Below are 17,450 nucleotides of genomic sequence, written 5' to 3'. Positions count from 1 at the left end.
CCTCGGGGGGAGCGCGATGAACGCGCGCGCTGCGGCCCGGGCGCTCGATGCGCTGGCCCGGGGCTGGGACATAGTGGTCGAGAGCGAGAGCGGCAGGCTCGCGCTGCGCCCGGTGGAAACCGGCGGCGCGCCGCTGGGCACGGGCCGCAAGCTGCTCATTTCCGCCGCACGCGCGATCACGCTCAAGCTCGCCAACCAGAAGGAAGCCGCGCGCCCAGATGCGCCGGTGCTGATCGCGGTGCCCGGGGAGCTCGATGCGGCGCGCGCAATTGCGATTGCCGATCCCTCGCTCGATCTGGCGCAGCCGATGAAGGGGCCGTTTGCCGCGCTCCCCTTGCCTGCTCCGCAAGCCGCCGAGGGGGCGATGCAGCTCGCGCGACTCGCAGGGTTGCTGCCCGCCTATCATCTGCTGGCAGACGGCGAGGCGGATTTCGACGCGCCGATGGTCACCCCCGCCGATGTCGCCGCCTATGCCGATCCGGCGCAGCTGCGCATCGCGGCGCGCGCGCGGCTGCCGGTGAGCGCGAGCGAAAGCGCCGAGATCGTCGCCTTCCGCTCGGACGCCGATTTTCACGAACATGTCGCGCTGATCGTCGGCACGCCCGATGACAGCATCCCCGTCGTCCGTCTGCACAGCGAGTGCCTGACCGGCGATGTCTTCGGCAGCCTGAAATGCGATTGCGGGCCGCAGCTCAACGGCGCGCTGCACGCGATGGCGCACGCGCGCTGGGGCATATTGCTGTACCTGCGCCAGGAAGGGCGCGGGATCGGCCTGATCAACAAGCTGCGCGCCTATCAGCTGCAGGACCAGGGACATGACACGGTCGATGCCAACAATCGGCTCGGCTTCCCCACCGATGCGCGCGATTTCGCGGTGGCGGCGCAGATGCTCAAGGCGCTGCGCGTGCCCGCCATCCGGCTGATGACCAACAATCCGGAAAAGCAGGCGGTGCTCGCGAGCCTGGGGGTCGAGATTGCCGAGCGGCTGCCGCTGCAGATCGAAGCCAATCCGCACAACGAACGCTATCTGGTCACCAAGCGTGACCGCACCGGCCACCAACTATGAGCGATACGGTCCGCGTCGATACCGCAGCGCTGACCGTGACGCTGGGCGACTGGACCGTCTCCTGCACCATCGGCCGCAGCGGCGCGTGTGCCGCCGATGCCAAGCGCGAGGGCGACGGCTGCACGCCGCTGGGCACCTGGCCGATCCGCGCCGCGCTGTTCCGCCCCGGCCGCAGCAGCCCCCCGCCGGGCTTCGCGCTGCCCTGGCGCTGGACGAACGCTGCGGACGGCTGGTCCGACGACGCGCAAGACCCTGCGTACAACCGCCCCGTCCGCCTGCCGCACGGCTTCAGCGCCGAGACGCTGCAACGCGAGGACATGCTCTACGACATAGTGCTGGTGCTCGGCCATAACGACGCACCGCCGGTGCCGGGTGCAGGCAGCGCGATCTTCTTCCATCTGTGGAACGAGGCCAAGCCGCTGGCGGAGCGCACGACCGAGGGGTGCGTGGCGATTGCGCGCGCGGATATGGAGGCGTTGCTGCCGATGCTCGGGCCGGGGATGGTGCTGGAGATCGGGTGAGCGGGGTTGGGCGGCTTTTGAAACGTCGGCTTTTGGTGTGTGTTCCGTAGTCGGCTGATGGCGGGCTTCGGGTGGTTTCCTGTCATTGTTCTGAAGTTTAAGCTCGACTAAAAAGGGGCATGGCGAAAACAGACTACTTCCTGCTGGTAACTGGTATCTTGCTGAGCTTGATCGGCATTGTGATTGCGTTCGATGTCTTTGCAGCGATTGGGGCCGAAGCTTGTACCGAAGGCGCAGGAAGCGCGAACTGCTACCCTTGGGCCGCTGAGGGGCCTTCTTCGGAATCGTGGCGCTACGAAAGCAAAAGCATCTACATCGCCTCGGGCGTCGCCATCGCAGTCTTGCCTATCGTTGCGACCGGCTCAATCGCTCTGAAGGGAGCCCAGAGGATTCAACTTTCAGGCCGTCATCGCGGAGTAGTTGGAGCAACGCTGGCGGTAGTGTTAGCGCTAATCTTTGCCTAATCTGAGCGGCAGGAATGGGGCTGGCTTAGGAACGGCGGGTTTTCTTCGGCTTGGTTCGATATCCGTCACACCTCCATTCAGCCCGAGCGCAGTAGAAGACCGCACTATGCGGCCAGCGTGGGCGCGGGTCCTTCGACGACGCGGGCTTAAGGCCGCTGCTCAGGATGAACGGGGGTGGGTGAATGGGTGGCTTTGGCGAGACGGATGCAGGCCGGCTACGAACGGTAAGACCAGGCGCGTTCCCCTGCCTGCAAGGGAGGGGTTAGGGGTGGGTTTGGGCGGGGCTCGCTGGGGTTGTGCCGACTATCGGGCGTGGCTGACCCACCCCCCTGCCCCTCCCTTGCAGGCAGGGGAGTATTGTGCGGCAGGTGAGGGAGTGAGCCAGCTAAGTCCTCTCCCCTTCAGGGGGGAGGGTTTGGGAGGGGGGAATGCGCTGCCCTTGCCTGATACGCTAGGCCCCTCTCAACTGCGGCTAGGCAGCATTGCTGCCAAGCCTCCGTATCTCTCCCCCATGGGGGAGAGAGCAACCCGCCGCTCAACGCCCCGCCATTTCCTTCACTCTTGCGAGATACGTCCGCCCGACCCTCAACTCGCTACCGTCTGCCAAACACGCGAACCAGACGCCGCCGCCATTGTGGCGCAGGCTCGTGATGTAATCGTTGCGCACGATGTGCGAGCGGTGGAGGCGGACGAAGCGGGAGGGGTCGAGCCGCTCCTCGAGCGTCTTGATCGTCTCGTGCATCAGATAGCTGCGCGTGCCGACATGCAGCCGCATGTAATCGCGCTCGGCGTCGATGCGTTCGATCAGATCGGCGTCGATGCGTTTCAGCTCGCTGCGGTGCGGCACCCAGAATTCGCGCACCCAGTCGCCCTGCGCCGGTGCTGCCACCGGCGGGTTGGCGAGCACCGCGCTGCGCCGTTCGAGCACGCGCGCCACCGCGCGTTCCAGCCGGTCAGTGGCGACGGGTTTCAGCAGATAGTCGATCGCGGCGAGATCGAACGCCTCGACCGCGAACGCCTGATAGGCGGTGACGAAGATGATCGCGGGCGATTGCCCAGTCTTGCCGAGCGCGCGCGCGACGCCCATGCCATCGAGGCGCGGCATGTTGATGTCGAGAAAGACCAGCTCGGGCTTCAACTGTTCGGCGAGGCGCAGCGCGGATTCGCCGTCGCTCGCGGTGCCGACCAGGCTGATCCGCGGCAGCCGCGCGCACAGCAGCTGCAACCGCTCGACCGCGAGCGGCTCATCATCGACGATCATGGTCCTGAGCGGAGCGGCGTCGCTCTCAACAGTCATGGCGCACCGCCGGCAAGGTCAATTCCACCACAAAGCCTCCTTCAAACGGGACATGCCATTCGATCCGTCCGGCGCTGCCATAGCGCGCGTCGAGCCGGTCGCGGACATTGGCGAGCCCGATGCCGCTGCCCTTCTCCGAATCGGTCGGGATGACATCGCCATCGTCGCTGACCGTCAGGTGCAGCACGCCATCACCCTCGCATGCGCCGATGCGGATGGTGACCGGGCGGGTGGCGCGGGCGACGCCGTACTTGATCGCATTCTCGACCAGGGGCTGCAGGATCAGCCCGGGCACGCAGCAATCCATCAGTTCGTCCGGAATATCGATCTCGATCCGCAGGCGATCGGGAAAGCGCACCTCCTCGATCGCGAGATAGAGCTGCTGCAGCTGCACCTCGTCCTCCAGCCGCACATCGTCGAGCGGATCGCCGGTCAGGCTGGTGCGATAGAAGGTCGAGAGGTTCATGATCATCGATTCGGCCTCGTCGGGCCGGTTGCGCAGCACCAAAGTCGAGAGCGAATTGAGCGTGTTGAACAGGAAGTGCGGGTTGACCTGATAGCGTAGCGAGCGAAGCTCCGCCTGCTGCGCGGCCTGGGCAAAGCGTGCGGCCTTGCGCTCGGCGGTGCGCACCTCGGCGGCATAGCTCAATGCCAGATAGAGCATCGCCCATGAGCTGAGGAAATAATAGCTGGAAATGGCGAATTCGAGGACGTTGGCGACCGGATCGAGCGTCACAATCTTTTCGGCGAGTTCATTGTCCTGGAACACGCTCATCGGGTCATAGACGTTGAACGCGAAATAGTTGAACACCGAGATGGCGAGAGCCGCCGGGATCGAACCGACCACCGCCGCGACGATGCGCGGGGTGAGCGGCTTGTCCTCGAACCAGCGCAGGCCGAAATACAGCACCACATTGATCAGCACGCCGAACAAGGTGACCGCGATGCGGCGCACCACCAGTTCCTGCTGCGCGGGAAAATCGAGCACCGCCGCGCGCAGCGTGACGATGATCATGTAGAACAGCCAGAAGCCCAGGATCGACAGCAGGGCGACCTGCTGATCGACACGGGGGCGGGCCGGGCGGGTTATGGCGCGGGGAACAGGAAGTTTCATCACGGGTCGTCTTAACCTGCGATGACCCGCCTGTCTGCCCCGTGCCCTTGTGCTGGTCGAAGCCCGCGCCGCCTTGGTCGAAAGCGCGCGCCCCAGGATCAGGCGGTCATTCGGCGAGCGCGACGCCCGGGCTGCGCGGATCGGCATAGCCGGTCCAGCCCTTGCCGTTGAACTGCGCGGCGTTGAGCTTCGATCCCAGCTCGTCAACGACCACCGGCTGACCGAAAGCGGCGAGCGCCTCGTTCATGCCGCCCAAGGGCGTCTTGCCCTCGACGATCAGCGAGCCGTTTCCGAAATAGATATTGGGCAGGGCCAGCGCCTCGCCCGCAGGCAGCTTGAAATCGATCACCCCGATCAGCGCCTTTGTGACGTGCATGATGATACGCTTGCCGCCCGCCGAACCGACGGCAAGCACCGGGCGATCCTGAGCATCATAGACGATATGCGGCGACATCGACGACAGCGGGCGCTTGCCAGGCTGCACCCGGTTGGCGACCTTTTTGCCGTCCTTTTCGGGCGCGAAGGTGAAGTCGGTCAGCTCGTTGTTGAGAAAATAGCCGTTCGCGATCAGCTGGCTACCGAACGGGCCTTCGACGGTCGATGTCATGCTGACGATATTGCCCGCGCCATCGACCGCGACGAAATGCGTAGTGCCCGCGACTTCGCTCGACAATGCGGCGGTGCGCGGCTCGGAGCCCGGCGGGGTGCCCGCTTCATATTTGTTCAACGCCTTGTCGGGATCGATCAGCGCCGCGCGCGACTTCACATAGGCCGGGTCGAGCAGGCCGTTGACCGGCACCGAAACAAAGTCGGCATCGCCCAGATAGCTTTCGCGATCGGCATAGGCGAGCTGCATCGCCTCGCCGATCAGGTGCCAGGTCTTGGCATTGTCCGGCCCCATCGCGCCGATATCGTGCGGCTCGAGCATGCCCAAGATCTGCTGCACCGTGGTCGCGCCCGAGGAGGGCGGACGCATGCCGCAGATCTTGTAGCCGCGATAGCGCGAGCAGACCGGCGGGCGCTCCTTGGCCTTGTACGCGGCAAGGTCCGCCAGCGTCATCGCCACCGGATTGACGCTGGCCTTGCTCACCGCATCGACCAGCGCCTGCCCGTGCTTGCCGGTATAGAAGGCATCGGGGCCCTGCTTGGCCACCGCGCGGAGCAGCTCGGCGAGCGCGGGATTGGTGACGCGGTCGCCGACGGTCTTGGGTCCGGTCGCGTTCCAGTAGACCGCGCGCGCATCGGGGAAGCGCGCCCAGATCGGCGCGAGCCGCGCCAGCGCCCGGGCCAGCGCATCGTTGACGACAAAGCCCTCTTCCGCGAGCTTGATCGCGGGACCGAACAGATCGGCCCAGGGCAGCTTGCCCCATTTGGCGTGCGTCATCGCCATAAGCCGGATATTGCCCGGCACGCCGACGCTGCGCCCACCCTGGAACGCTTCGATAAAGGGCAAAGGCTTGCCGTCTGCGCCGAGCAGCAACTGCTCGCTCGCCGAGGCCGGGGCCATCTCGCGCCCATCGATGGTCGCAAGCGTGCCCGTTGCCGCATCATGGTGCAGCAGCAGCCCGCCGCCGCCGATGCCGGAGCTTTGCGGTTCGACCACGGTCAGCGCGAGCATCATCGCCATCGCGGCATCGGCAGCAGACCCGCCCTTGCGCAGCATCTCCTGCCCGGCCGCCGTTGCGCGCGGATCGGCCGAGGAGACCACGCCCTTGCCGAGCGGCGCAGTAGCGGAGGTATCGGCGGGCGGCGTGCTCTGCGCATGGCAGGCGATCGAGAGCGAGGACAAAGCCAGCGCGGCGGCGGCAACGAAGGTGCGGGAGATGAAGCTCATGCTAAGCGTTATACTGGCATGGTGCGATGCGGCAAGCACCGCATCAGGCAGCCAAGACCTCCCTCGGTCGCGGGGATACCCCACGCGCCCAGAGTTTCTCGTGGAAGAAGAATGCGACCGCGTTGATCATCGGCTCGATGATCGCGAGGCCGCTGGCGATCTCGATCGATCCGGTGAAGGCATAGGCGACCGAGAAACCCACGGTGAGATGCACCGCAAGATAGCTCAGGGTCTTGGCAAGATCGCGGGGCATGGCAAACTCCTGTCGGCTCAACAGAGGTATTGATAATCATTTGCAATTAAGACTGCCAATGAGCGTTTTGCGGCGGGTTGATCGAGCGGGTCGATCAATTCGGGCCGGTCCGCTGGGGTTCACGTGAGGACGCGAAGGCGCGTAGAGCTTCTCAGCATGCCGTTCTCCGGCGAAAGCCGGAGCCCAGGAGCCGAGGGGCGAAAGCGCGCCTCTGGATTCCGGCTGTCGCCGGAAAACGAGAATCTTCGCGGCTTCGCGCCTTCGCGTGAACCAACGAGAACGCTCAGCCAGCGCCGACTGCCTCGCTCAAAGTCGCAAAGCCATCGCGCTGGAGCAGCGCCTCCAGCCCCCGGTTGATTCGCGCGGCGAGCCCCGGTCCCTCATAGACCAATGCCGAATATAGCTGCACCAGCGAGGCCCCGGCGCGGATGCGGGCATAGGCGTCGTCGGCGCTCGCGATGCCGCCGACGCCGATCAGCGGGATCGCGCCGCCGCTGGCCGAGCGGAAATCCTTGAGCCGCTGCTGCGCCAGGTCGCGCAACGGCGCGCCCGAAAGCCCGCCGGCCTCGCCAGCATGGCGAGAGCGCAAGGCGGGCCGCGAGATCGTGGTGTTCGACACGATCAGCGCATCGAGCCTTTTGTCGATCGCGATGCGGGTGATGTCGTCGATATCCGCTGCTTCCAGATCGGGCGCGAGCTTGAGGAACACCGGGCAGCCGTGACTGCCCCGCGCCTCGGTCACCGCATCGAGCAGGTCGGACAGGGCACCGGCGTCCTGCAGCGCGCGCAGGCCCGGCGTGTTGGGCGAGGAAATGTTGACCGTGAGATAGCGCGCGAGCGGCGCCATCGTCCGCGTCATCATCGCATAATCGGCGATGCGATCGGCCGAATCCTTGTTCGCGCCGATATTGACGCCGATGATCCCGGCACGCCCCTGCCCGGCCTTCAGCCGCGCGACCACGGCCTCCGCGCCGTGATTGTTGAAGCCCATGCGGTTGATCACCGCCTTGTCTTCGGCAAGCCGGAACAGCCTGGGGCGCGGATTGCCCGCTTGGGGCAGCGGTGTCACCGTGCCGATCTCGACGAAACCGAAGCCGAAGCCGAACATCGCGTGCGGCGCTTGCGCATTCTTGTCGAAGCCGGGCGCAAGCCCCACCGGTGTCGGAAAATCGAGCCCGGCAACGCGCATCGCCAGCACCGGATCGGGCCTGGGCGGCGCGGAGGCGGGCAGCAGGCGGAGGCCCGCGATGGTCAGCCGATGGGCATCCTCGCCATCGAGCAGGAAAAGGGCGGGCCGGGCGAGCGAGAACAGCATGTCGCCCTATGGCTTTGCGACGGGCCGATGGTCAAGCGGCGGCGAGACGGTTTACGTATGCGGTAACTCCCGATAGCTTCGCCATTAACCCTGCACGACATAACGGAAAACCGCTTCATGACCCTACGCCCGATCGCCCTTGCCCTTTTTCTCGCGGCCAGTCCGCTTGCCTTGACCGTCTCCGCCAGCGCCCAGAGCGCGCCCGCCGAGGCCGCTGCGCAGAACGCCGAACTCAAGGCCTTCTTCGACCAGGTCGATGCCGAGAATCTCGCCGCCGCGCCGCAGGGCAAGGCCTATCGCGGCATTCGCGACGGTGATTACGGCAAGTGGAACGACCCCTCGGATGCCGCCGAGGCCGCGGCCTTCGCACGCGGCCAGAAGGCGCTGGCGACGATGAAGGCGCGGTTCGACCCTGCGAAGCTCTCGCCCGAGGACCGGCTTAGCTACCGCCTGTTCGAATATCAGGCCGAGCGGTCGGCGCGCGCGCACCCCTATCGCAAGAACGAGTATATCTTCGACCAGATGAACGGCGCGCAGAGCCAGATGCCCGCGTTCCTGATCAACATCCACAGCGTCAAGAGCAAGCAGGACGCCGAGGCCTATGTCCAGCGGCTGCAGGGCATGGGGCCGCAGATGGATGCGCTGGTCGCCGAATCCAGGCAACGCTCGGAAGCGGGCGTTATGCCGCCGAAATGGGTCTATCCTTTCGTCCTCGACGATGCGCGCAACGTCATCAAGGGCGCGCCGTTCAATGAGGGCGCGCCGTCGACGTTGCTTGCGGACCTGACCAAGAAGGTCGAGGCGCTCGACATTGCCGCACCGGAAAAGGCCGCGCTGATCGAGGCGGGGCGACAGGCGCTCACCACCAGCGTCAAGCCCGCCTATCAGCGGCTGATCGCCGAGATGGAGCGGCAACAGGCCATCGCGCCGACCGAGGACGGCATCTGGCGGCTCAAGGACGGCGGCGCCTATTACACCCAGTTGCTCGCCAATTACACCACGACCGATCTTAGCGCCGACCAGATTCACCAGATCGGGCTCGACAATGTCGCGCGCATCCACGGGGAAATGCGCGAGATCATGAAGAAGGTCGGGTTCAAGGGCAGCCTGCAGGAGTTCTTCGCCTTTGTCCGCACCGACGACCGCTTCTATTTCAAGACGCGCGAGGACTATCTCGCCACGGTCGATACCAGGCTGAAAGCGATGCAGGCGAAGCTGCCCGACTATTTCGCGACGCTACCCAAGGCCCCGCTGACGGTCAAGGCGGTCGAGGCGTTTCGCGAGAAATCGGCGGGCAAGGCCTTCTACCAGAGCCCCGCGCCCGACGGCTCGCGCCCCGGCACCTATTATGTGAACCTCTACAATCTCAAGGACATGGCCTCGACCGAGCTCGAGGCACTAGCCTATCACGAAGGCCTGCCCGGCCATCACCTACAGCGCGCGGTTCAGACCGAGCTGGGCGACCTGCCGCCGTTCCGGCGCTTTGGCGGGGTCACCGCCTATACCGAAGGCTGGGGGCTCTATTCGGAAGAGCTGGGCAAGGACATGGGCTTTTACGAAGACCCCTATTCGGACTTCGGCCGACTGGGCATGGAGTTGTGGCGCGCCTGCCGCCTGGTGGTCGATACCGGCATTCACCACAAGCGCTGGAGCCGCGAGCAGGCGATCCAGTATCTGACCGACAACACCCCCAATCCGCCAGGCGACATCTCCAAGGCGATCGAGCGTTATGTCGTCTATCCCGGCCAGGCGACCGCGTACATGATCGGCAAGCTCAAGATCATGGAGCTGCGCGACAAGGCGCAGAAGACGCTGGGGCCGAAGTTCAGTTTCGCGCGGTTCCACGATGCCGTTCTGCGGAGCGGACCGGTGCCGCTGACGGTGCTCGAGGAGCGGATCGACGCCTGGATCCAGGCGGGCGGCTGAAAACCCCGGTTTTGCGGCGTTTCAGGGCAGACACCCGATTTTGCACGATTTTTCAGAATGTCGAATCTGTCCAATCGCCCTGACTCGCTTGCGATTATACACCGCCTTGCGACCCGAAGGGCTCAAGGCGGAGACGCCGAGAGTTCTTTTCCTAACAGGCGACCCTGATTTTTTCGGGGTCGCCTTTTTTTTGGTCCGATTTGGAGCTATACCCTCGCCCGGGTCGACAGAAAGATAAATCCGGCGAGAGGAGGACGGCGCAAACGCCGCGCCTGTCGTACGGCCGATTGGGGTCGCCAATGCCACATCTCGAATATGCGCTGCCCAGCGAACCGCTGAGAGAGTTCGTCTCGGTCTATTATCGCCTCACCTGCCCCGAACCTCTGGTGGTGGACGGCGAGCGCGCGGCGATTGCACAGCTGCGCATGGCCACCGGCGGACGCGTGACGCTGCACATGCCCGACGGCAGTTCGACCGTGTGCACCGGGGCGGTGCTGGTCGGGCCGACCACGGCAGCGGTGCGATTCGAGATCGAGGGGCCGTTCCACATGTTCGGCATGGGCATTACCGCCGCCGGATGGGGCGCCCTCACCCATGCCAGCGCTGCCGATTTCGTCGACAAGGTGGTGCCTGCAGCCACCGTGTTTCCGCGAATCGAAGAGCGCATGGCGTTGCTGCGCACTCTCGATACCCTGCCGCAGATGACGGCTGCGGCCGATGAGATCATCCAGGGCTTTGTCGATCAGGTCTCGCCCGAGATGGTCGAGTTCACGCGCATGGTCGATGCCTGGCTTGCCTCCAGCGTATCGCCGATGGTCACCGACCTGCACGCTCAGAGCAAACTTTCCGAACGTCAGCTGACCCGCCGGGTGAAACAGCTTTACGGGATGCCGCCCAAATATCTGTCGCGCAAATATCGCGCGCTGCGCGCCGCGCGTTCGCTGATCGATGCCGAACCCGACGAAGCAGACTATCTGCGCGACGCGTTCTACGACCAGTCGCACATGATCCGCGAGCTGAAGCTGTTTGCGGGCACGACCCCGACACGGCTGCGCACCGGCGAGGGCGAGATGGCGCGGCTGATCGACCAGCGCAGCCAGCTCAAGGGCGCGATCAACCCGCTGGTGGCAGAGACCTGAACGCCGCCTGCCGCGCCGACGCTCAGCCGAGCAGCACGAGTTCGAGCAGGTTGAAGCCGTCCTCGCGCCGGTAATCGGCAATCTCTGCCCAGGCGCGGATCATCGCGAGCCCGGCTCCGCCGCCGCGCTCCGCGTTCGGCGCATCGATCTCATCAGCTTCGCGCGGGTCGAAAGGGCGGCCATTGTCGGCCAGGATGATGCAGATTCCCGCTGGGTCCGGATAGAGGTCCAGCCAGCCGGACAGGGACCCTTCCACCGCGCCATGCTCGTAAACATTTGTCACAGCCTCTTCGACCAGAACGGCAAGCTTTGCGCCGAGCATGGGGGACAGGCTATGTTCCTCGGCAAAGGCCTGCGCCTGCGCGACCGCGCGATGTATCGATTCGGGACCATTGCCGTCCAGATCGCAGCGATACGGATTGAAATTGCGCGACGTCATGGCGCAGGTTATGCCATGCATGCGGGCAAGTGGGGATGCCTAATATGAGACGCGTACTGCTTGTAACACTGTCGCTGCTGGCCATGACCGCTCAACCCGCCTGGGCCGATATCGGCCGGGTCAAGAAAAGCGCAGGCGCCGCGCAGATCGAGCGCAAGGGCACGCGGATTAACGCTGCGGTGGGCACGTCACTGCTGCCGGGCGACGTGCTCGTCACCGGCAAGGGCGGGCAGATCGCGGTCGCCTTTGCCGACAACACCCGCTTTTCGGTCGGCCCCAACAGCCGCATCGCGGTCGATAAGTTCGACTTTGACCGCACCACGCGTTCGGGAGCCTTCGAGACCCGGGTGGAGCGCGGATCGCTGGGCGTCGTTTCGGGCCAGATCGCCAAGTCGCGGCGGGACGCGATGAAGGTGCGCACCCCCACCTCGCTGCTCGGCGTGCGCGGCACCCGCTTCATCATCAACGTGCCCGAATGATGCGCGCAAGGGGGCTTTCGATCGCGTTGCTCGCGCTGACCCTGGCCGGCTGTGCCGGGCCTTCGCTGCTGCTGCTCAGCAGCGAGGAAGGCGGGGAAGAGGGCGCACTGGCGGTGATCGACGAGAAATGCGGCAATCCCGACGGATCGACCATTGCCGGATCTTTCACCCGCACCAGGCTTTCGGGCTGTGCGCCGCGCCCCAAGGGTGTGGGCGAGGCGGCCCTCAAGCCGGAGGAGCGCAGCCTGATCGCCAATCTGCCGCCGCCACCGGCGCGCTTCACCATGTATTTCATTCCCGACACGACCGTGCTGGCGCCAGGATCGGAAGGCATGATCGATGCTCTTGCCGAGCATTTCAGGGCGCGGCCCGGCGCGGAGCTCGAGATCATCGGCTATACCGATACTGTCGGCAAGGCCGAGTATAACCTCACCCTGTCGCAGAAGCGCGCCGACGAGATCAAGGAACGGCTGGTGCAGCTGGGCTTCCCGGCCGAGGTCATCACCACGACGGGACGCGGCGAGACCGAATTGCGCTTCCCCACCCCCGACGAGACCGAGAATGGCGGCAACCGCCGGGTGGAAATCATCGTCCGCTGATCATCGGCGCTTGCCTGTACCGGCATGACCGCTACCACCATCGGTCAACGCTTGTTCCCGCGAGGCCCGATGCTCACCGATATTCAGATTTCGCGCGCCGCTAGCCTGCAGCGCATCTCCGCCATTGCCGAGACGCTCGGGCTGCCAGATGCAGCGGTCGAACCTTATGGCCATTACAAGGCCAAGATCGACCTCAAGGCGGCGGGACTCGACGGCGCCGAGCCGAGGGGCAAGCTGATCCTGGTCACCGCGATCAATCCGACGCCCGCCGGCGAGGGCAAGACCACGACATCGGTGGGGCTCGCCGATGCGCTCAACCGGATCGGCCACAAGGCAGTGCTCGCACTGCGCGAACCCTCGCTCGGCCCCTGTTTCGGCACCAAGGGCGGCGCGACCGGGGGTGGCTATGCCCAGGTCGGGCCGATGGAAGACATCAACCTGCACTTTACCGGCGATTTCCACGCGATCACCTCGGCGCACAATCTGCTCGCCGCAATGATCGACAACCACATATACTGGGGCAATGCGCTCGATATCGACGTGCGCCGCGTGGTCTGGCGGCGGGTGCTCGACATCAACGACCGCGCGCTGCGCGCCATCGTCCAGTCGACCGGCGGGGTCGGCAACGGCTTCCCGCGCGAAAGCGGCTTCGACATCACCGTCGCGTCCGAGGTCATGGCGATCCTGTGCCTGGCGCGCGACCTTGACGATCTGGAGGAACGGCTGGGCCGCATCGTCATCGGTTATACCCGCCAGCGCCAGCCAGTGACCGCGAGCGACCTCAAGGCGGCAGGCGCGATGGCGGTGCTGCTCGCCCAGGCGATCAAGCCCAATCTGGTGCAGACGCTCGAGGGCAACCCCGCGCTGCTGCATGGCGGGCCGTTCGCCAATATCGCGCATGGCTGCAATTCGGTGATCGCGACGCGCGCCGCGCTGGCGCTGGGCGATTTCGTGGTGACCGAGGCCGGGTTCGGCGCCGATCTGGGCGCGGAGAAATTCTTCGACATCAAGTGCCGCCAGGCCGGGCTCGATCCGGCGGCGGCGGTGATCGTGGCGACGGTGCGCGCGCTCAAGATGAACGGCGGCGTCGCCAAGGCCGAACTCGGCCATGAGGATGTCGAGGCGGTACGGCGCGGCAGCGTCAACCTGATCCGCCATATCGAGAATGTGCGCCAGTTCGGCGTGCCCGTCGTCGTCGCGATCAACCATTTCCACAGCGACAGCGAGGCCGAGATCGCGGTGCTGCGCGAAGTGGCCGAGGCGCAGGGCTGCGAGGCGCATCTGTGTCGCCACTGGGCCGAAGGCGGGGCGGGCGCGGAAGGGCTGGCACACGCGGTCGCGCGCATCGCAGCCAGCGGCGGAGCGCAGTTCAAGCCGCTGTATGACGATGCGTTGCCGCTGATCGCCAAGATCGAGACGGTGGCAAAGCGCATCTACCGCGCCGAGGGCGTTTCGGCGACGCCCGCCGTGCTGGCGCAGCTCCAGCGCTGGGAAGAGGCGGGATACGGCCATCTGCCGGCGTGCATGGCCAAGACGCAGTACAGCTTCTCCGCCGATCCGACGCTGCTCGGCGCACCGACGGGCCACGTCCTGCCGGTGCGCGAGGTGCGGCTGAGCGCGGGCGCGGGCTTTGTCGTCGCGATCTGCGGCGAGATCATGACCATGCCCGGGCTGCCGCGCGTCCCCGCCGCCGAAGCGATACGGCTCGATGCCGATGGCGAGATCGAGGGGCTGTTCTGAGCGGCATGACGCGCGCTCGGCGATCATCGCGCCCCATTGACAGCCGCACGGCTTGACGCCAAGCCCGCGGCCCATGGCGAGCGCATCTGCCCCTCTTTCCGACGAACGTTTCGGCCTCGACCGGCGGATCACGCTGCTCGGACCGCTGCCGCTCGATTGCGGCGCCGCGCTCGCACCGGTGCAGATCGCGTACGAGACCTATGGCAGCCTCAACGCCGACAAGAGCAACGCGATCCTGATCTGCCATGCGCTGACCGGCGACCAGTATGTCGCCTCGACGCACCCGATCACCGGCAAGCCCGGCTGGTGGCAACGGCTGGTGGGGGAGGGAAAGCCCGTCGATCCATCGCGCGACTTCATCATCTGCGCCAATGTCATCGGCAGCTGCATGGGCTCTTCGGGCCCGGCAACGGTCAATCCCGCGACCGGCGAGCCATGGGGCATGGACTTTCCGGTGCTGTCGATCGCCGACATGGTCCGCGCGCAGGCGCTGCTGCTCGATTATCTGGGCATTCCCGTGCTCTCCGCCGTCATCGGCGGATCGATGGGCGGCATGCAGGCGATCAGCTGGCCGGTGCTCTATCCCGACCGTGTCCGCGCCGCGCTCGTCATTGCCTCGACCGCACGCCACTCGGCGCAGAATATCGCGTTTCACGAGGTCGGCCGCCAGGCGATCATGGCCGATCCGCGCTGGCGCAAGGGGGCCTATTATGCCGATGGCGACGTGCCCGCATCGGGCCTCGCCGTGGCGCGCATGGCGGCGCACATCACGTACCTCTCCGAAGCGGGCCTCACCGAGAAATTCGGTCGGCGGCTGCAGGACAAGAGCGGCCAGGATTGCAGCGGCAGCAGCTTCGGCTTCGATGCCGATTTCCAGGTCCAGAGCTATCTGCGCCATCAGGGGATCAGTTTCGTCGACCGGTTCGATGCCAACAGCTATCTCTACATCACGCGCGCGATGGACTATTTCGACCTCGCAGAGCCCTATGACGGGGTGCTCGCCAGAGCGTTCATGGGCACGAAGACCCGCTTCTGCCTGATCAGCTTCGATACGGACTGGCTCTATCCCACCGCGGAATCGCGCCGCATCGTCCACGCGCTCAACGCCGCCGGGGCCGAGGTGAGCTTTGTCGAGCTGTCCTCGCCCTTCGGCCATGACGCCTTTCTGCTCGAATGCCCCGAAATGAACCGCATCGTCGATGGTTTCCTGCGCGCGGGGGCGAACGCGTGACCGGATTGCGCCCCGACCTCCAGATCATCGCCGAGAACGTGACGCCCGGCGCGCGCGTGCTCGATATCGGGTGCGGCGACGGCGCGCTGATGGCGGCGCTGCGCGACACGCGCCAGGTGCGCGCGCGCGGGCTCGAGCTCGACCCGGCCAACGTGAGCGCGGCGGTAGCCCGCGGCCTTTCGGTGATCCAGGGCGATGCCGATACCGATCTTGCCGATTATCCGTCGGACAGCGTCGATTACGCGATCCTCAGCCAGACGCTGCAGACCACGCGCGCGCCGCATCAGGTGCTCGAACAGCTGCTGCGTATCGGGCGGCAGGCGTTCGTCAGCTTCCCCAATTTCGCGCACTGGCGCATCCGCCTGTCGCTGGCGACGCAAGGCCGGATGCCTGTCACCCGGCTGCTGCCCGAAAGCTGGTACGACACGCCCAATATCCACCATGTCAGCATCGAGGATTTCCGCGATCTGATCGCGGCGCGCGGCTGGACCTGCGATGGCGCGTGGTTCCTGTCGGGCGGCAAGCCGACATCGCGCAGCATGGCCAATCTGCTTGCCGAACATGCCGTGTTCCTGCTGAGGCGCTGACCACATGAAGATCGGAATCATCGGAGCCGGGCTGGCAGGGCTCACCGCAGCGCGCGGGCTGGCAAAGGCCGGGCACGCGCTCGTGCTGTTCGACAAGGCGCGCGGCCCGGGCGGCCGGATGTCCACCCGCCGGACCGAAACCGGGCAGGGCATGGCGTATTTCGACCATGGCGCGCAATATTTCACCGTGCGGGACGCCGGTTTTGCCGAAACGGTCGCGCGCTGGGAGGTCGAGGGCGTCGCGGCGCGCTGGGCGGCGGCGGGCGACAATGCCTGGGTCGGTACCCCGGGCATGAACGCGATCATCAAGGCCGAGGCGGCGGGGCACGATGTCCGCTGGAACTGCCGGATCGAGCGGATCGTGCGCGAGGGCGCGGGTTGGCGGTTCGAGCACGATGCGGGCAGCGAGAGTTTCGATACCGCGATCGTCGCGGTTCCGGCAGAGCAGGTCGCGCCGCTGCTTGCCTCCCATGCCCCCGAATGGGCGGCGCTGGCCGAGGCCACGGTATCGCAGCCGTGCTGGACGGTCATGGCAAGTTTTGCCGAACGGGTCGATTTCGGTCCCGATTGCCTGCGCGACATGGGCGCGATCGGCTGGGCGGCGCGCAACAGCGCCAAGCCGGGGCGGACGGGGCCGGAAAGCTGGGTCATCCAGGGATCGCCCGCCTGGTCGGCGGCGCATCTCGAGGACGAGGCCGACAGCGTGATCGCGGCGCTGATCGCCGATCTGGCGGCGGCGACAGGTGTGGCGCTTCCCGAAACACTGGTCGTGCAGGCGCATCGCTGGCGCTATGCGCTGTCGGGCGCGGCGGCGCGGACGATGCTGTGGGATGAAGGTTCGAGGCTGGGGGTCAGCGGCGACTGGCTGATCGGACCCCGGATCGAAAGCGCCTGGGCCTCGGGCCGGGCGCTTGCGGCGGCGATGACCGCCTGATCGGATCACCTGAAGATCAGACGATCGCGCCGGGGCCGATGCTCGCGGCGAGGAACAGCGCCGAACTCAGGATCGCGAGCGCGGCGGCACCGATCTGGCTGGAAAGCTGGAGCGACATTGTTTCTTTTCCTTGAAAGATGACAGTGAACGGGCGGTCAGACGATGATGCCGGGGCCGACGCTGGTTGCGACCAGGATGACCGAGCAGATCGAAGCGAGAGCGGTGGCGAGGATGTTCATGGGGAAGGTCCTTTCGATTTCGGTTTGAGGTGCTGGCTGGGGATCAGGCGACGACGCCGGGAGCGACGCTGGCGGCGATGAACAGGCTGGAGGTCAGGATGGCGAGAGCGACGGCGGCGATCTGACTCTGGGCGTTCGAGAAGAGGGTCATGGCGGTGTCCTTTCGTGGGTATCTGGTGGTTCCGGTCGGTGTGTCCGGAGATGCCAGATACTTTGCACACGCCGTGCCAAACTGAGAAAACCACGCTATTCCAGCGACTTAGGCTTTTTCAG

The 17,450-nt window shown here is 65.9% G+C and carries 17 protein-coding genes; 11 read left to right on the top strand and 6 right to left on the bottom strand.

Annotated features, from left to right (window positions below):
* Positions 1–16 precede the first annotated feature (16 nt).
* The 3 genes from ribA to OPU69_RS15475 all read left to right on the top strand — a co-directional run bounded on the left by ribA (position 17) and on the right by OPU69_RS15475 (position 2,051).
* A complete protein-coding gene (ribA, locus tag OPU69_RS15485; RefSeq protein WP_498512232.1) occupies positions 17–1,066 on the top strand; it encodes a GTP cyclohydrolase II in 1,050 nt (349 codons plus the stop codon).
* Positions 1,063–1,587: a L,D-transpeptidase family protein gene (locus OPU69_RS15480; RefSeq protein WP_498512230.1), complete on the top strand. Its 525-nt coding sequence runs from the start codon at positions 1,063–1,065 to the stop codon at positions 1,585–1,587. Before ribA ends, OPU69_RS15480 begins: the two co-directional genes overlap by 4 nt.
* A 119-nt stretch (positions 1,588–1,706) precedes the next feature.
* Positions 1,707–2,051 carry a hypothetical protein gene (locus OPU69_RS15475; protein WP_498512228.1) on the top strand — a complete coding sequence of 115 codons (345 nt, stop codon included), beginning with the start codon at positions 1,707–1,709 and terminating at the stop codon, positions 2,049–2,051.
* 535 nt (positions 2,052–2,586) lie between these two features.
* Here the strand turns inward: OPU69_RS15475 and OPU69_RS15470 are convergent.
* The 5 genes from OPU69_RS15470 to OPU69_RS15450 form a co-directional block, all read right to left on the bottom strand.
* Complete coding sequence (locus OPU69_RS15470) at positions 2,587–3,348, bottom strand: LytR/AlgR family response regulator transcription factor (RefSeq protein ID WP_498512226.1); 762 nt, start codon at positions 3,346–3,348, stop codon at positions 2,587–2,589.
* Positions 3,338–4,462, bottom strand: a complete 1,125-nt coding sequence (locus OPU69_RS15465) for a sensor histidine kinase (RefSeq protein ID WP_498512224.1) — start codon at positions 4,460–4,462, stop codon at positions 3,338–3,340. The genes OPU69_RS15470 and OPU69_RS15465 overlap by 11 nt, the downstream gene beginning before the upstream one ends.
* Before the next feature lie 106 nt (positions 4,463–4,568).
* Positions 4,569–6,296 (bottom strand): gamma-glutamyltransferase, encoded by a 1,728-nt coding sequence (ggt, locus tag OPU69_RS15460; RefSeq protein WP_498512222.1) that lies wholly within the window; start codon positions 6,294–6,296, stop codon positions 4,569–4,571.
* Positions 6,297–6,339: 43 nt separating this feature from the next.
* Complete coding sequence (locus OPU69_RS15455; RefSeq protein ID WP_498512220.1) at positions 6,340–6,549, bottom strand: DUF2061 domain-containing protein; 210 nt, start codon at positions 6,547–6,549, stop codon at positions 6,340–6,342.
* Between the two features lie 283 nt (positions 6,550–6,832).
* The gene (locus OPU69_RS15450) at positions 6,833–7,864 is read right to left on the bottom strand and encodes a quinone-dependent dihydroorotate dehydrogenase (RefSeq protein ID WP_060977644.1); all 1,032 of its coding nucleotides are present in this window, start codon (positions 7,862–7,864) and stop codon (positions 6,833–6,835) included.
* A 117-nt stretch (positions 7,865–7,981) separates the two neighbouring features.
* Between OPU69_RS15450 and OPU69_RS15445 the strand changes: the two genes are divergently transcribed.
* Both OPU69_RS15445 and OPU69_RS15440 read left to right on the top strand, forming a co-directional pair.
* On the top strand, positions 7,982–9,790 hold the full coding sequence (locus OPU69_RS15445; protein WP_060977643.1) for a DUF885 domain-containing protein: 1,809 nt from the start codon (positions 7,982–7,984) through the stop codon (positions 9,788–9,790).
* A 299-nt stretch (positions 9,791–10,089) separates the two neighbouring features.
* Positions 10,090–10,929, top strand: a complete 840-nt coding sequence (locus OPU69_RS15440; RefSeq protein WP_060977642.1) for a helix-turn-helix domain-containing protein — start codon at positions 10,090–10,092, stop codon at positions 10,927–10,929.
* 22 nt (positions 10,930–10,951) lie between these two features.
* Here the strand turns inward: OPU69_RS15440 and OPU69_RS15435 are convergent, their stop codons facing one another.
* A complete protein-coding gene (locus OPU69_RS15435; protein ID WP_060977641.1) occupies positions 10,952–11,368 on the bottom strand; it encodes an ATP-binding protein in 417 nt (138 codons plus the stop codon).
* 83 nt (positions 11,369–11,451) lie between these two features.
* Between OPU69_RS15435 and OPU69_RS15430 the strand changes: the two genes are divergently transcribed.
* The 6 genes from OPU69_RS15430 to OPU69_RS15405 all read left to right on the top strand — a co-directional run bounded on the left by OPU69_RS15430 (position 11,452) and on the right by OPU69_RS15405 (position 16,938).
* Positions 11,452–11,847, top strand: a complete 396-nt coding sequence (locus OPU69_RS15430) for a FecR family protein (RefSeq protein ID WP_498512216.1) — start codon at positions 11,452–11,454, stop codon at positions 11,845–11,847.
* Positions 11,844–12,446 carry an OmpA family protein gene (locus OPU69_RS15425; protein WP_498512214.1) on the top strand — a complete coding sequence of 201 codons (603 nt, stop codon included), beginning with the start codon at positions 11,844–11,846 and terminating at the stop codon, positions 12,444–12,446. Before OPU69_RS15430 ends, OPU69_RS15425 begins: the two co-directional genes overlap by 4 nt.
* A 69-nt stretch (positions 12,447–12,515) precedes the next feature.
* Positions 12,516–14,186 carry a formate--tetrahydrofolate ligase gene (locus OPU69_RS15420; protein ID WP_060977638.1) on the top strand — a complete coding sequence of 557 codons (1,671 nt, stop codon included), beginning with the start codon at positions 12,516–12,518 and terminating at the stop codon, positions 14,184–14,186.
* A 73-nt stretch (positions 14,187–14,259) separates the two neighbouring features.
* Positions 14,260–15,417 (top strand): homoserine O-acetyltransferase MetX, encoded by a 1,158-nt coding sequence (metX, locus tag OPU69_RS15415; RefSeq protein ID WP_498512212.1) that lies wholly within the window; start codon positions 14,260–14,262, stop codon positions 15,415–15,417.
* Complete coding sequence (gene metW, locus OPU69_RS15410; protein ID WP_498512210.1) at positions 15,414–16,004, top strand: methionine biosynthesis protein MetW; 591 nt, start codon at positions 15,414–15,416, stop codon at positions 16,002–16,004. Before metX ends, metW begins: the two co-directional genes overlap by 4 nt.
* Positions 16,005–16,008: 4 nt before the next feature.
* The gene (locus OPU69_RS15405; RefSeq protein ID WP_060977635.1) at positions 16,009–16,938 is read left to right on the top strand and encodes an NAD(P)/FAD-dependent oxidoreductase; all 930 of its coding nucleotides are present in this window, start codon (positions 16,009–16,011) and stop codon (positions 16,936–16,938) included.
* Positions 16,939–17,450: the final 512 nt, after the last annotated feature.

The organism is Blastomonas sp. 34TW, from assembly GCF_059803595.1.
Note: the sequence above shows the minus strand (reverse complement) of the source record. Positions and strands in the feature narration are given on the sequence as shown.